The sequence below is a fragment of the Paraburkholderia sp. J69-1 genome (assembly GCF_905220255.1).
Classification (GTDB): Bacteria; Pseudomonadota; Gammaproteobacteria; order Burkholderiales; family Burkholderiaceae; genus Paraburkholderia.
The window spans coordinates 470,404-485,126 of sequence record NZ_CAJMZG010000003.1 but is presented as its reverse complement, the minus strand read 5'-3'; the positions used below and the strand labels follow the sequence as shown (position 1 = coordinate 485,126).

Below are 14,723 nucleotides of genomic sequence, written 5' to 3'. Positions count from 1 at the left end.
AGGCCCGGCACAACAAGCGATGGAGGTAAATACCATGAAGACCCGTACCCTTATTCAGGCCGCGATCGTCGCGGCGTTCGTGGCCGCACCGGCTTTGTCGTTCGCGCAGTCGGTGGACCAGAACAATGCTCCGAAGACCCGCGCCGAAGTGCGCGCCGAGTTGATCCAGATCGAGCAGGCCGGCTACAACCCGGCCACCGCTAACGACTCCAACTATCCGCATGACATCCAGGCTGCCGAAGCGCGCGTTTCGCAGCAGGAAGGCGTCGCGCAGACCCAGCCGACGGCCGATACCGGCTACGGCGGTGCATCGATGGGATCGTCGCAATCGGGTAGCCAGCCCGCCACGCTTGCGCCGCAGCAGCGCACGTATTTTGGTAATTGAGCGGTAACTGAGCCGTAACTGACTTCGATCCGACATACCGGCGTGACAAAACAAGCGGCCTGCTTTGCGCAGGCCGCGTATGACCGTAACGGTCGCATTCCAACTCACACTTTCGCGTGATTTTTCATGCGTGGAACCTCCGCCGCCGTAAGGTGGCTTCGCCCAACCCGCCCCCGGATTGGGCTTTTTTCGCTGAAATGTGTGCGTTGGAGCGCGAAAAGCGCAGCGGATGCGCGCTCAGGTGCCAGGACCGCCGGTGATGTAATGCTCGAGTTGCGAAATCGTGAACTGCTGCTCGGCGATGATTTCCTTCACCAGGTCGCCGATCGACACCATGCCGATGAGCTTGCCGTTTTCCATGACCGGCAGGTGGCGCATGCGCCGTTCGGTCATCAGCGCCATACAGTCGTAGGTGGTTTGCTCGAGCTGCACGAAGCGCACGTGCGGGGTCATGATGTCGCGCACGGCGGTCGTTTTCGACGAGCGGTCCATCAGCACGATCTTGCGCGCGTAATCGCGCTCGGTCACGATGCCGACGATCGCCTCGCCATCGACGACGACCAGCGCGCCGATGTGCTTTTCGGCCATCAGGCGGATCGCGTCGAAGACCGAATCGTTGACGCCGATGGTGTAGACCGCTTGTTCCGGCTTGGATTTAAGTACCTGTGCAACGCTCGTCATGGGGCGACTCCAGTTCGTCCTTCTTTTCGTTCGATCCGTTCGGTCATAGCCGGGAAGAAAGCCATCGAGGCCTATGCAGTATAGGCTGACGGCCGCGCGGGCGGCGTCGGGGTATGCGCGGGGTTGGCCGCTGCGCGGCGCTGTGCGGGGCCCGATCCCCCTGGCGGCGAAGGGCTGCCCGAGGTGCGCGGGGCGAGCCGGGTCAAATGGCGGTACACTCCGGTTCCGAACTTCAATCCGGCCCTGCGCCGGTTTCTGCCAGTCATTTGTTCCAGATCATGCCTACGCTTCAAGAGCCGTCCTGCGCTGACGGCGACAACGCCAACGAATGCGTCGTACTTGACGCGAGCGCCACGCTGCCGACCCGTTACGGCACCTTCGAGTCCTACGTCTATCGGGTCAAGGATGGCGGCGCCGAACACTGCGCGCTCGTGATGGGCGACGTGGGGAGCGGCGAGCCCGTGCTGGCGCGCCTGCATTCCGAATGTCTGACCGGCGATGTGTTCGGTTCCTACCGCTGCGACTGCGGCGAACAGCTCGATCTCGCACTGCGCTATATCGCGGCCGAAGGCCGTGGCGTGCTGCTTTATCTGCGTGGCCACGAAGGGCGCGGCATCGGCCTGTCGAACAAGATCCGCGCGTACCAGCTGCAGCAGCAGGGCCGCGACACCGTCGAGGCGAACCGCGATCTCGGCCTGCCCGACGACGCCCGCGAATATGATTCGGCGGCCGCCATCCTGCGCCTGCTCAAGGTCAATTCGGTGCGTCTGATGAGCAACAATCCGAAGAAGTTCGACACGCTGTCGAAGCACGGTATTCCGGTGGTCGAACGCGTCGCGCTGGCGATTCCGATGCGCGAGGAAAACGAGCATTACATCCGCACGAAGCAGGTCAAGTTTGGCCATTACTTCGAGGAAAACGAGTAATACGATTTGCTCGTCACGCACCATCCGGCCTACGCCGTTTGGCGTGGTATTCCGCGCATGCGGAACGGAATATGCTCACTCCCATGCACGAATGCAGACAAACAAGAGGGGAGAGCATGAGTCACCGTTCCACGCCGCCGCCGCGCCGTTTCGGCGCGCCGCTTGCGGCCGTTACTGCCGTTTTCCTTGCCGCCGGGCTTTCGCTCGGCTCCGCTGAGGCTTACGCGCAAAGCCAGGCCTATACCAGCGAACCTGTCGATCTCTACGCCGGGCCATCCGGCGACTACCCCGTCGTGACCGAACTCGGGCCGAATGTGCCCGTCACGGTGATGGGCTGCGTCAGCGACTATTCATGGTGCGACGTGGCCATGCCGGGCATGCGCGGCTGGGTTTATGCGGGCTATCTCACCTATCCGTATCAAGGCGGCTATGTGCCGCTGGAAGGGTATGGGGCGGCGATCGGCTTGCCTATCGTGACGTTTTCCATCGGCGCCTATTGGGGCAGTTTCTACCGCGACCGCTCGTGGTATGGCGACCGCGAGCGCTGGTCGCACGTGCCGCCGCCGGGTTATGGCGGCCATCCGCCGGGGCCGCCGCCCGGGCCGCGTGGCGGGCCTCAGGGAGGTCAAGGCCGGCCACCTGCGCCGCAAGTCGGTGGCGGGCGCGCGCCGGGTCAGCCGAATGGTGGACCGCCTCCGGGTGCGGGACGTCCGCCCGAAGGACCGCGTGAGGGCAACGGCGCGCCGCCGCAAGCAGGGCGGCCGCCCATGAATGGCGGCGAGCGCGTCGAGGCGCCACGGCCGCCTGCCGCGCCGGTCAATCAGCCGCACGCGCCGATGCCGCAGCCCAACAACGCACCGCATCCAGCGGCGCCCGCGCCGTCGTTCAACCATGCGCCACCCCAGATGCAGCAGATGCCGCAAGGCGGCGGACGCCCGCCTGGACCGGCGCCGGCCGAGCGCGGACACGAAGCGCCGCCACAAGGCGGCCAGGGCGGTGGTCATCAATCGGGTCAAGGCGGTGGAGGCCACGACGATCGGCGCCAGCCGAATTGATCTCGTAGCGTTTGCGCATGATCTGTCGGGCGTTCTGATCGAACGCCCGTTTTTATCTTGATCGAGATAAATGCAGTGAGCTTGATTGTGCTCACCTAAGTCGAAACGATTGAACGCGGTCAGACCACGCCAGGCTATGAACGAGCACACACAACGCGTTTAACCCGCACGTCGATTAATCAGGATTCCGTTGTATCTGCTTATCTTTCTCCCGCTCGCGCACGCCGTCAAACCGCTTATCGCTATTCGATGGCATCGATTTAACAATCCCTGACAGTAAATTCTCACGCAAGCAACGACAATAAGTCATCGCGGCTTCGGAAGTTTCTGAGCTCGCGTCATGCGGCGTGCATCCATTGCGCGCTGTGCAACGTATATCGGCTACGGGGGCTGGCGCGGTCGGGACACGGCGGCGCGCTGGTGGCGAGGCAGCCAGAGCGGGTTCGAACCCGCCGTATAACGCTGGCAAACAGCGACTGGCAGTAGGAGTGGCGATGGCGTCGGGGACGCCATGTTTATCGGTTGCAGTCCGCGTGCGGGCATCGGGCGGTGATGCCCGCACGCATGCGACGCGCCGGCAAGGCGGCGCCTGCGCCGGTGGCCCGAGGCCGGGAGGATCGGGTCGCGGAGATCGCGCAGCCCGCGGCTGTCGCCACTCGTTTTTCATCCACTATCCGTGTCCCCGTGCCCGCGCGGCTGGCTTCGCCAATGAAGCCGACAGTGCCGCGACGATATAGCCGGGTAAGTCAGTTACACGAGAGGTGTCATGTTTTTCCGTTCCGGCAGCATGCGATTTCCGCCCGGCTCGCGCGTGAATGGCTCGGGCCGCGGCCGCGATCTCGAACGTATCGAACTGGATCTGGCCCGTGACCGCCACGCGCGTGCGGCCATGGAAGCCTATGCGGATTCCTGCGAAGCCGAATTGCCGTGGTTGAGCGAAGTCCTGCGCGACTCGCGCTTCGGCCGTTCGGATAAGTTGACGCAATGCGGGTCGACGGTGCTGCGCGCGTTCGTGCTCGCGCAGGCGCGCGCGGCCGTGCAGCCCGACTACGCGCACGCCGCGTGGGAGCATGTGCGCGTGCAACTGGCCGCCGCGCTGGCGGGCTTGCCGCCAGCCGGTACGCGCGACTTGCCGGGCGCGAACGCAAATGCGATCGCCAGCGATCCCGAACACGGCGAGCGCGACCGCTAGCCGCGCGCCGCTAGCCGCGCGTCGTGAGCGGCAAGTCGCCGGCCTCGCGCATACAGGGTTTAGCGCGCTACGCAGATCGGCACGGGGGCGTTTTCGACTACCATGAGCGAAATCCAGTTCCCGATCTCGACTGGCGACTGGCGCTCCCATTCATTTCAAGACGCAGCGAGAGTAGCGGCTTGGGCGCGCGGCAGGGGCTGCGCGTCATGAGTCTGGGAATGGAGTCCGGGCGGCATCGAGCCGGCCTGGCCCGAGAAGATGAATAACGAACTGGGTGCAGGGCACTATGAGAATCGCAGTACTCGATGACGATCCGGCGCAAACCGAATTCGTCAGTCAAACGCTGGTGGCCGCGGGCCATGTCTGTCATGCGTTCGCCAAGGGCGGCGATCTCGTCAAGCAGTTGCGGCGGCAGACGTTCGACCTGCTCGTGCTCGACTGGAACGTCCCCGACATGGCCGGCGACGAAGTCCTGCACTGGGTCCGCCAGAGTCTGTCCACGCGCCTGCCGGTGCTGTTCATGACGAGCCGCAGCCGCGAAGTCGATATCGCGCTGATGCTCAATAGCGGCGCCGACGACTACGTGGTCAAGCCGGTATCCGCGCCGGTGCTGCTCGCGCGCGTCGGCTCGCTGCTGCGTCGCGCGTATCAGTTGCATGCGCCCGCGCAGAAAGAAGTGTTCGGCGACTACGAATTCGATCTGAAGTCGCGCCAGGCGTCGGTCGGCGGCAAGCCGGTCGCGCTCACGCAAAAGGAGTTCGAACTGGCGCTGCTGCTGTTCCAGCACCTGAGCCGGCCGCTTTCGCGCGCGCACATCCTCGACGTCATCTGGAAACAATCCGACGACATCCCTTCGCGCACGATGGACACGCACGTGTCGATGCTGCGCTCGAAGCTCGGGCTGCGCCCGGAAAACGGCTATCGCCTGACGCCGATCTACGGCTACGGCTACCGCCTCGAACGGATCGAAGGGGATGCGGCTTGAGCGCGGCGCAATGGGTTCGTCCGGCGCGCCCGCTGTTTGCCTGCCTGCTTGCGTTGGGTTTGCTGCCTGCCGCGCATGCGGCGGGGCCTCGCGCGCAAGCGCCTGAACATGCCACTACGCGCACCGCTGAAACCACGATCTACGTCACGCGCGCCGGCGATTCGCTTTACGACATCGCCCAGCGCTACCTGCGCGATCCCGCCGACTGGACCCAGCTCGCCCGTTTGAATCACGTGAGCGCACCCCGCCACCTGAAGCCGGGCACGCAACTGCGCGTGCCGGTCGCGCTGCTGCGCCAGGACGGCTTGAGCGCGCGCGTCATTGCCACGTCCGGGCCGGCGACGCATACCTTCGGCGATGGTGCGGCCTTGCCGCTGATCGTCGGCGGGAAGCTGGTCGAAGGCGAGCATGTGCAGACCGGCGAGAACGGTTTCGCCACGCTCGAATTGGCCGACGGCTCGCATCTGGTGATTCCGCCGCGCACCGCGCTCGATTTGGCCACGCTGCGCCAGACCGCGCTGACGGGCTCGACCGACCGCATCGTCAATCTCAAGCAGGGCGAGGTGAACACCGAAGTCACGCACGCCACGAAGAAGGACGACCGCTTTCAGATCCGCTCGCCTTCGGTGGTAGCGGGTGTGCGCGGCACCAGCTTTCGCGTGAATTACGACGGCGATAAACAATCGACGGCGGTGGAAGTGCTCGAAGGCGCGGTGGGCGTGGATGCCGCGTCGCACGGTCAGGCGGCGTCCGTCGCGCCCGCGCCGGGCACGCCTTTGGCCGCTTCGACGCAACTGGTCGCGGCGCGTCACGGCAGTTTGACGCTCGCGGGCGGCGCGGTCGGCGGCCCGGTCGCGCTGCTCGACGCGCCCGATCTGCGCAATCCCGGCAAGGTTCAGGACGATGCCGTGGTCGCGTTCGATCTCGCGCCGGTGTCCGGGGCGAGCCGCTATCGCGTGCAGGTTGGCCGCGACGCGGGCCTGTTCGACATGATCCGCGACCTGCGCAGCGACAGTGCGCATGCCGAAGTCGGCGCACTCGACGACGGCACGTATTTCGTGCGCCTTTCGGCGATCGATGCGAACGGTCTCGAAGGCATGCCGTCGACGTACGCGTTCCAGCGCCGCCACGTTTCGCTGGGCGCTTCGGCGGGCCGAGTCGATGGCACGCGCGACTACGCGTTCCGCTGGTTCGTCGATCGCAGCGCGGGCGACACGCACTTCCGCTTCGTGCTCGCGGCGTCGGCGGATCTGCGCACGCCACTGGTGGACCGCACCGACATCACGGACGGCGAGGCCGTCGTGCGCGATCTGCCCAAGGGCACCTACTACTGGACGGTGATCGCCGAACAGTTCGAAGCGGGCCGCTACTACCAGAAGGCCAGCCCGGTCCAGTCGTTCCGGCTCGACTGGTGAGGCCGGCGCGCATGAGCGTGGGCGTGCGCGCCAGTCTTCGTCGGGGCCGCCCAGCGGGGCGCCGCTTTCTGTTCGAGTGGCTGGGCGTCGCCTGCGCGGGCGTCGCCATCGTCCTCTTGAGCGTGCTCACGCACTGGACGCTGAGCGCCGATTCGCTCGTCTACGACCGCTTCCTCGCCGCGCGCGAGCGGCCGGTGTCGCCCGATATCGTCGTGGTCGAAATCGATAATGCGAGCGTTGCCGCGCTGGGGCGCTGGCCCTGGCCGCGCAGCGTCCACGCGCAACTCGTCGATCAACTGGCGAAGGCGGGCGCCGCGGCCATCGTCTACGACGTGCTGTTCACCGAACCCTCGCCCGACGACGCCCGTTTTGGCGCCGCGCTGCGCGAGCGTCCCGCGTTTTTGCCCGTGCTGCTTTCGCCCGCCGACGAAGCCGCCGACGGCCGCCGCCAGCTCGTCAAACCGGTCGCGCCGCTTGCCGCTGCTGCCGCGGGTCTCGGCCACATCAATCTCGAAGTCGATAACGACGGCATCGTGCGCAGCGTGGCGCTGTTCGAAGGCGACGCGCAGCAGCGCTGGCCGCAACTGATGGAGCCGCTCTGGCGCGCGGTGCGCGACGGCCGCATTGCGCTGGGCGGCACCGCCAATCCGCCGTCCGAAGCCATCCAGCGCGCCGACGCCCAGATCCTGCGCGCCGCCGGTTCCGGCAGCGAAGCGCGCTTTCTGCTGCCGTTCAGCCGCACCACGCAGTCGTATCGCAAGGTGTCGTTCGCGCAGGTGCTCGAAGGCCGCGTGCCGCCCGATCTGCTGCGCGCTCGCGTGGCGCTGGTGGGCGTGACGGCGTCGGGCCTTTACGACCGCTTCGCCACGCCGCTCTCGGGCACGCTCGGGCCCGTGCCGGGCGTCGATATCCACGCGCTGGTGCTCGACACGCTGCTCACCGGCTCGGCGATCGAACCGGCTTCGCGCCCGCTGGTCGTGCTGGCTTCGCTGGTGCCGCTTGCGCTGCTGCTGGCGGGCTTTCTGGTGCTGTCGCCGCTGCGCACGATGTTGCTGCTGCCGCTGCTCGTGCTCGTCACGCTCGCCGCCAGCGCCGCGCTGCTTTATGTCGCGCGCCTCTGGCTCGCGCCGGTGCCCGCGATTCTCGCGCTCGCGCTGGTGTATCCGCTGTGGGGCTGGCGGCGCCTTGAAATGACGATGGCGTATCTGCGTAAAGAGCTCAAACAACTCGCCGACGAACCCTATCTGTTGCCCGAAGCGGCCGAACCGGCGCGCGAATTCGGCGGCGACGCGCTCGCGCAGCAGATGGCGCTGATGGCGCAGGCCGCGCAGCGTCTGCAGGACATGCGCCGCTTCGTCTGGGACAGCCTCGACTCGGTGCCCGAACCGCTGCTGGTGGCCGACCTGCAGGGCGTCGTGCTGATCGCCAACCACGCGGCGCGCGCGTACCTCGCGGGCCTGAGCGAAGGCGATGCCGAAGGGCGGCTGGTGCAGGATGTGTTCGGCGATCTCGCGCTCGTCAAGCCGATCGACCCGAACCCGGAAATGCTCGCGTTCGCCCATGCGCACTGGCCCGCGCCGCTCGATCCCGCGCTGGGCGAGTACACCGGACTGATGGAGCGCGGCGTGGAAGTGCGCGCGCGCGACGGCAGCGACTATCTGCTGCGCTACGCCTGCTGCACCAATGCGCAGGGGCAGGGCGTCGGCTGGATCGCGGGTCTGGTCGACGTCACGGCGCTGCACGATGCCGAGCGCCAGCGCGAAGACGCGCTGCGCCTGCTTTCGCACGATATGCGCTCGCCGCAGGCGTCGATCGTCGCGCTGGTGGAGACCGAGCGTGAGCGCGGCACGCTCGAAGCCGCGCCGGTGCGCGAAGTGATGGACCGCATCGAGCGTTACGCGCGTCGTTCGCTCACGCTCGCCGACGACTTCGTGCAACTCGCGCGCGCCGAATCGCAGAACTACGCGCTCGAGCCCACCAGCCTCACGGAACTGGCCATCGACGCGAGCGACGAAGTCTGGCCGCAGGCCAGCGCAAAGCAGATTCAGATCGAAACCGCCTTCGATGGCGAAGAACTCGGCTGGATCAACGCCGACCGTTCGCTGATGACGCGCGCGCTCGTGAACCTGCTTAACAATGCGGTGAAATACAGCCCACCGAAAACAAGGATTGTCTGTAGTATCGCTGTCGTGGAGGGTTCGGGCCCGCGCGTGATCTGCTCGATCCGCGATCAGGGTTACGGCATCGCGCTCGAAGATCAGGCGAAATTGTTCGAGCCGTTCCGCCGTTTTCATGCCGGGCAGCGGCCCGAGGTGAGTGGCGCGGGGCTCGGCATGGCGTTCGTGAAAACGGTCGTGACGCGTCACGGCGGCGAGATTCACGTCGAGAGCCGGGTGGACCAGGGCACGACGGTGACGATGTCGCTGCCCGCGCTCGATGTCCCCGACGATGCAAGCGACGACGGGCGCAGCGCCTGATGGCCCCGCACGCACTCAGAACCTGCTGGCAAAGATTCCGATGGAGTACGCAGTGAAGTACCTGATGACGATCTGCGCCGTGTCGCTGGCGGGCGCACTCGCCGGTTGCGCTGGCGCGAGCGCCGACGTGCAGGCGAGCGGCGCTCTGCCCGCCGAAGGCGCGGCATCGACGTATCGATTCGCCCATACGCCAGCGCAGGCCGAAGCGGGCGAAAGCCTGCCCTACGAGGCGCTGTTACGCGCGGGCCTGGCGCAACGCGGCTTCCAGGAAGGCGCGCCCGACGCGGCGCGCTATCTGGTTTCCGCCGCGTGGGCTTCGCGTCCCGCCGATGTCACGATCGCCACCGGCGACTGCAAGGGCGGCTGCGCGCCTGCGCAAGGTCCGTCGCTGCCGTGGTTCGGCCATCGCTATGTGCATACGCTGACGCTGCGTTTCTTCGCGCTGCCCGATGGCCGCGAAGCGTACAAGGTCAGCGCCGAAAAGCGTGACCGCAACGCCGACGCGCAGCAGGCGCTGCCGTATCTGGTCGCGGGTGCGCTGGCGAAGATGCCTTACGCGGGCGCGCCGCAGTGGCGCGTGAAGATGAAGGATGCGCTGCCGGCCGGCGCGCAGGGCGGCGCAACGGCGGCCATGCCCGAAGTGACGTCGGTCAAACCGCTGACGCAGTAAAAACGCGGCGTCTCAATCCTGCGGCTGCGACTCTTCAGGCAGCTGCGGCCAGCGGTTTTCATACACGCATTCGCCCAGATCCTTGCGCTCGGCCCAATGCTCGATTTCGAGCATCGGCTTCGGATAGAACTCGGCCACATGGCCGACGCAGAGGATCGCCACGGGCTTCGCGCCTTCCGGCATGCCCAGCAGCGCATGCACTTCGTCGACATCGAAAATCGATACCCAGCCCATGCCGAGCCCTTCGGCGCGCGCGGCCAGCCACATGTTCTGGATCGCGCAGGCCACGGAAGCCAGATCCATTTCCGGCAGCGTGCGGCGGCCGAAAATATGCGCCTCGCGGCGATCCATCAACGCGACGACCAGCAGTTCGCCGCACTCGCGCATGCCTTCCACTTTGAGCTTCATGAACTCTTCGCGGCGCTTGCCGAGCGCGTCGGCGGTCGCGATGCGCTCGCGCTCGACGGCTTGCTGAAGCTGCTCGCGCACGGCGGCGTCGGTGATCCGCACGATGCGCCAGGGCTGCATGAAGCCGACGCTCGGCGCGTGATGCGCGGCGTCGAGCAGGCGCGAGAGCACTGCCGGATCGACTGGGCCGGGCGCGAAGTGACGCATGTCGCGCCGCTCGTAGATCGCGCGGTAAACCGCCGCGCGTTCGGCTTCGTCAAAGGGTTGTGCCATGGAATAGGGCGGCCGCGAAGGCCGGATTGGAAGGCCAGTAGGCGTGCATATAGGTCGCGGTGATCGCGCCGTGGCGATAGAGCGCTTCGCCGTCCGCGCCGGTCTGGGCGTGGCGGGCGCGCAGCACGGGCGCAAGCGGCGTGCTCACGCGCGAGTAGTGGAACGTGTGGCCGGTGAGCGTGCCGTGTGCGCCGTCCAGACGCTGCATGCCGAGCGCGGCGAAGCGCTTTTGCATCGCTGCTTCGCCCGGAAGCAGGCCGAGCATCGGCGTGCGCGTGCCGTCGACGGTGGTGAGCGCGTCGAGCAGATACAGCATGCCGCCGCATTCGGCGACCAGCGGTTTGCCCGCTTCGGCGTGTGCGCGCAGCGAAGCCGCGCTGCGCGTATTCGCCGCGAGCGTGGCCGCGTGCAGTTCGGGATAGCCGCCGGGCAGATAGACGGCGCTGGCGTCGGCGGGCGCGGTTTCATCGGCGAGCGGTGAAAAGAAGCTCAGGCGCGCGCCGAGCGCTTCGAGCAGCGCGAGGTTGGCCGGATAGAGAAACGAGAACGCGGCGTCGCGCGCAATGGCGATGTGCTTGCCTTCGAGCCAACGCGGCAGCGCGGCTTCGGCCGCGGGCGGCTCGAACGTGACGGCGGGCGGCAAGGCGGCCAGCGCCGTGTGTTCGAGCGCATCGGCGGCGCGTTCGATCCGCGCATCGAGATCGTCGATTTCGCTGGCCTGATGCAGCCCGAGGTGGCGATCGGGCAGCGAAAACTGCGCGTCGCTCGCCACGTGGCCGAGCCAGCGCAGCCCGTCGGGCATGCCTTCCTGCAGCATCTGGGCGTGCCGCGCCGAACCCACGCGGTTGGCCAGCACGCCATGAAACGGCACGTCGGCGCGATAGTGCGCAAGGCCGAAAGCGATCGCGCCAAAGGTCTGCGCCATCGAATTCGCGCCGATCACGGCAGCCACCGGCACGCCGAACTTCGCGGCCAGATCGGCGCTGCTGGGCGTGCCGTCGAACAGGCCCATCACGCCTTCGATCAGGATCAGATCGGCTTCGCGCGCGGCCTGCGCGAGCAGCGCGCGGCAGCCGGCTTCGCCCACCATCCAGAGATCGAGCGACATGACCGGCGCGCCGCTCGCGTGCGCGAGGATCATCGGATCGAGAAAATCCGGGCCGGTCTTGAAGACGCGCACGCGTTTCCCGTTGCGGCGATGCAGACGCGCGAGTCCCGCCGTGAGCGTGGTCTTGCCCTGGCCCGAAGCCGGCGCGCTGATGAAGAGCGCGGGGCAGGCGAGCGGTCCGGTCATCGCCTTCATGGCGTCAAAACTCCACGCCCTTTTGCGCTTTCACGCCTTGCTCGCGGTACGGATGCTTCACGAGGCGCATTTCGGTGACGAGGTCGGCGGCTTCGATCAGCGCATCGGGCGCGTGGCGGCCCGTGACGACGACGTGCTGCATCGGCCCGCGCGCGGTGAGCACTTCCAGTACTTCTTCGAGCGGCAGATAGTCGTACTTGAGCACGGTGTTCAGCTCGTCGAGGATCACCATGCCGTATTCGCCGCTTTCGATCATGCGCTTCGCTTCGTCCCAGCCTTTGCGCGCGGTGGCGACATCGGCGTCGCGGTTCTGGGTGTTCCAGGTGTAGCCGTCGCCCATCGTCACGAAGTCGCAGTGCGCGACGCTGGCGAGGAAGTCGCGCTCGGAGGTATGCAGCGCGCCCTTGATGAACTGCACGACGCCCAGCTTCATGCCGTGGCCGAGCACGCGCACGGCCATGCCGAATGCGGCCGTGCTCTTGCCCTTGCCGTTGCCGGTGTTGACGATCAACAGGCCTTTTTCGTGGGTCGCGGCGGCCTGCTTCTTCTCGTGGCCTTCGCGGCGGCGTTGGGTCATGCGCTGGTGCGATTCGGGATCGGTTTTCATCGTCGCGGATCAGTCCTGGGTTGCGATGTTGTGCTGAATGGGGCTTGTTTTTGCGTTAGCGGGTGCAGTCTCGGGCGTAGATTCGGGCACCGTTTCGCACGCAATACCGGCGCTATTGCCGAAAGCGGCGAGCGCCACCGTCACGCCGTCGAGCGCGAGTTTCGCGCGCACCAGCGGGCCGCCCTGAGCCGCCAGCCGCGCGCACGGTTCGCTCACGCCTGCCACGCCGAAGCGGGCCTGCGCTGCAACGCTGGGCGCCGATAGCAACGACGCGGCGTCGAGCGCGGTGACCTGCTCGCGCGTGAAGCTGTGCAGCGGCAGCGCGTGCGCGTCGCAAAAGGCGAGCAGCGCCGGTTCGGCGGCCTTGGCGTCGAGCGTGCCGACCGCCTTTACGCGCGCAAGCGGCCACGCGCCGAGCCGCGCCGCCACCGCCGCCTCGATCTGCGCGAGCGTCACGCCGCTACGGCAGCCGATGCCGAGCGCGAAGGCGTCGGCAAGAGCCGTGTCGAGCGCGTGATCGGCCGGTGCGGCGGCGTCGGGCAAGGGATCGGCAGGTTGGGAGCGATTCACGTAAAAGCGGCCAAAGCCGGTGACGCGGCACGCAAGGTCTGACGTGTCCCGCATGGAATGCGCGCTACGATAGCACACGCTTTCGCGCACGCAGCGCCGCTCCAGCGGCGCTGCAAGGCGACCGAAGGCCGCGCCGCCCGGTTGACGCAGGGGTGGCCCGCGCCTACACTCGCACGCACTCTGGTGCTCGCGTGCGCGATCGTTCTGCACGCGGTTAAACGGGAATCAGGGAGCTATCACGTCGGCCATCGACATGACAGCCGGCCTGAACTGCACCCGCAACGGTACAACGAGCGCATCGGCCGCAAGCCGATGCACGCCGCTTCAAGCAACGCCACTGCGCAGGCAGGACAGACGGGCCACATGGTCCTGATGGCCCCGCGTGGGAAGGCGAAGCGGCGTTCGTCAGTCCGGATACCGGCCAGATACGTGGGACGCGCGCTGCGGGGATGCGGCGCACCGTCCATGATTTCCATGCGTGCGCTGGCTTTGGCTTGCGACGCGTCTTCGCTTCATCGTCTGGTTGTCGTGCACGCCTGCTTCGCGGCAGGCGCGCTGCGCGTTGCAACCGGCGCTCGGGAAACGCGAAGGCGCGCGCGCCACGTCCGGCGCGGCGCAGTCCACCTGCGGCCAGAGCGCCGAAGGAGCACCCATGCAAATGCGCAAGATCCCGGTCACCATCGTCACGGGCTTTCTCGGTAGCGGCAAGACCACGCTGCTGCGTCACATTCTTCAGCACGCAGGCGGCCTGCGCGTCGCGGTCATCGTCAACGAATTCGGCGAGCTGGGTATCGACGGCGAAATCCTGCGCGGTTGCGGCATCGGCTGCGACGAAAACGGCAACGAAACCGAAGGCCAGCTCTACGAACTGGCGAACGGCTGCCTGTGCTGCACGGTGCAGGAAGAATTCTTCCCGGTGATGGAGCAGTTGCTGGAGCGTCGCGGCGATATCGATCACGTGCTGATCGAAACGTCCGGTCTCGCGCTGCCCAAGCCGCTCGTGCAGGCCTTCCACTGGCCGTCGATCCGCAACGCGTTCACCGTCGATGCCGTGGTGACCGTGGTCGACGGCCCGGCCGCCGCGAGCGGCCAGTTCGCGGCCAATCCGCAGGCCGTGGACGCGCAGCGCAAGGCCGATCCGAATCTCGATCACGAATCGCCGCTGCACGAACTGTTCGAAGACCAGCTTGGCGCCGCCGACCTGGTGATCCTCAACAAGACCGATCTGATCGACGAAGCAGGTCAGGAAGCGCTGATCGCCGAACTGCGCGAGGAGCTGCCGCCGCAGGTGAAGATCGTGCGCGCGCAGCACGGCCAGCTCGACCTGCATACGCTGCTCGGGCTCGAATCGGCGTCGGAAGAAAGCATCCATCTGCGCCACGATCACCACGGTTCCGCCGACGATGCCGACCATCATCACGACGAATTCGATTCGGTCGTGGTCGAAGGCCGCGTCACGTCGCGCGAAGTGGCCATCGAAGTGCTGCAAGGCCTCGTGGACAAGCACACGATCTATCGCGCGAAGGGCTTCGCCGCACTGCCGGGCGCGCCGATGCGCCTCGTGATCCAGGGTGTGGGCCGCCGTTTCGACAGCTATTTCGATCGCCGCTGGAACGCGCAGGAAAGCGCGGCGCAGCAGGCCGGCACGCTTGCGAGCCGCTTCGTGCTGATCGGCGAAGACCTCGATGCGGCCACGCTGCAAAGCGCCTTCGACGCCGCACTGGCGGCTGTCGCCGTCGCTCAATAAGCGCGCGTTTGCGTCTCACCTCTTCAAGT

At 66.9% G+C, this 14,723-nt stretch carries 14 protein-coding genes and 1 riboswitch; of the genes, 9 read left to right on the top strand and 5 right to left on the bottom strand.

What is annotated here, in order from left to right; genetic code table 11:
* Positions 1-34 precede the first annotated feature (34 nt).
* Entirely contained in the window at positions 35-385 is a 351-nt protein-coding gene (locus U5A67_RS07820) for a DUF4148 domain-containing protein (protein WP_205987081.1), read from the top strand.
* Positions 386-622: 237 nt separating this feature from the next.
* On the opposite strand, the gene U5A67_RS07815 is transcribed toward U5A67_RS07820, so the two are convergent.
* The gene (locus tag U5A67_RS07815) at positions 623-1,066 is read right to left on the bottom strand and encodes a CBS domain-containing protein (RefSeq protein WP_321813606.1); all 444 of its coding nucleotides are present in this window, start codon (positions 1,064-1,066) and stop codon (positions 623-625) included.
* Between the two features lie 278 nt (positions 1,067-1,344).
* Here U5A67_RS07815 and ribA point away from each other — a divergent pair, with 278 nt between their 5' ends.
* The 7 genes from ribA (at position 1,345) to U5A67_RS07780 (ending at position 9,786) form a co-directional block, all read left to right on the top strand.
* Complete coding sequence (ribA, locus tag U5A67_RS07810) at positions 1,345-1,992, top strand: GTP cyclohydrolase II (RefSeq protein ID WP_205987079.1); 648 nt, start codon at positions 1,345-1,347, stop codon at positions 1,990-1,992.
* Positions 1,993-2,108: 116 nt separating this feature from the next.
* Positions 2,109-3,047: an SH3 domain-containing protein gene (locus U5A67_RS07805; protein ID WP_321813605.1), complete on the top strand. Its 939-nt coding sequence runs from the start codon at positions 2,109-2,111 to the stop codon at positions 3,045-3,047.
* 766 nt (positions 3,048-3,813) lie between these two features.
* The gene (locus U5A67_RS07800; RefSeq protein WP_321813604.1) at positions 3,814-4,239 is read left to right on the top strand and encodes a hypothetical protein; all 426 of its coding nucleotides are present in this window, start codon (positions 3,814-3,816) and stop codon (positions 4,237-4,239) included.
* A gap of 286 nt (positions 4,240-4,525) precedes the next feature.
* Entirely contained in the window at positions 4,526-5,224 is a 699-nt protein-coding gene (locus tag U5A67_RS07795; RefSeq protein ID WP_205985523.1) for a response regulator transcription factor, read from the top strand.
* Positions 5,221-6,639 carry a FecR domain-containing protein gene (locus U5A67_RS07790; protein WP_321813603.1) on the top strand — a complete coding sequence of 473 codons (1,419 nt, stop codon included), beginning with the start codon at positions 5,221-5,223 and terminating at the stop codon, positions 6,637-6,639. Before U5A67_RS07795 ends, U5A67_RS07790 begins: the two co-directional genes overlap by 4 nt.
* 11 nt (positions 6,640-6,650) lie before the next feature.
* A complete protein-coding gene (locus U5A67_RS07785) occupies positions 6,651-9,116 on the top strand; it encodes a CHASE2 domain-containing protein (protein ID WP_321813602.1) in 2,466 nt (821 codons plus the stop codon).
* Positions 9,088-9,786 carry a DUF4136 domain-containing protein gene (locus U5A67_RS07780; RefSeq protein ID WP_321959686.1) on the top strand — a complete coding sequence of 233 codons (699 nt, stop codon included), beginning with the start codon at positions 9,088-9,090 and terminating at the stop codon, positions 9,784-9,786. The genes U5A67_RS07785 and U5A67_RS07780 overlap by 29 nt, the downstream gene beginning before the upstream one ends.
* Positions 9,787-9,798: 12 nt before the next feature.
* On the opposite strand, the gene bluB is transcribed toward U5A67_RS07780, so the two are convergent.
* The 4 genes from bluB to U5A67_RS07760 are packed head-to-tail and all read right to left on the bottom strand — an operon-like array spanning position 9,799 to position 13,001.
* Positions 9,799-10,467: a 5,6-dimethylbenzimidazole synthase gene (bluB, locus tag U5A67_RS07775; RefSeq protein WP_321813600.1), complete on the bottom strand. Its 669-nt coding sequence runs from the start codon at positions 10,465-10,467 to the stop codon at positions 9,799-9,801.
* Positions 10,451-11,770 (bottom strand): cobyrinate a,c-diamide synthase, encoded by a 1,320-nt coding sequence (locus tag U5A67_RS07770; protein ID WP_321813599.1) that lies wholly within the window; start codon positions 11,768-11,770, stop codon positions 10,451-10,453. Before U5A67_RS07770 ends, bluB begins: the two co-directional genes overlap by 17 nt.
* Positions 11,771-11,774: 4 nt before the next feature.
* A complete protein-coding gene (cobO, locus tag U5A67_RS07765) occupies positions 11,775-12,377 on the bottom strand; it encodes a cob(I)yrinic acid a,c-diamide adenosyltransferase (RefSeq protein WP_205985519.1) in 603 nt (200 codons plus the stop codon).
* A gap of 9 nt (positions 12,378-12,386) precedes the next feature.
* Positions 12,387-13,001: a cobalamin biosynthesis protein gene (locus tag U5A67_RS07760; protein ID WP_321813598.1), complete on the bottom strand. Its 615-nt coding sequence runs from the start codon at positions 12,999-13,001 to the stop codon at positions 12,387-12,389.
* A gap of 110 nt (positions 13,002-13,111) precedes the next feature.
* Positions 13,112-13,388: riboswitch (cobalamin riboswitch) on the top strand.
* 217 nt (positions 13,389-13,605) lie between these two features.
* On the opposite strand from U5A67_RS07760, the gene cobW reads away from it, so the two are divergent.
* Positions 13,606-14,694 carry a cobalamin biosynthesis protein CobW gene (gene cobW, locus U5A67_RS07755; RefSeq protein WP_321813685.1) on the top strand — a complete coding sequence of 363 codons (1,089 nt, stop codon included), beginning with the start codon at positions 13,606-13,608 and terminating at the stop codon, positions 14,692-14,694.
* Positions 14,695-14,723: the final 29 nt, after the last annotated feature.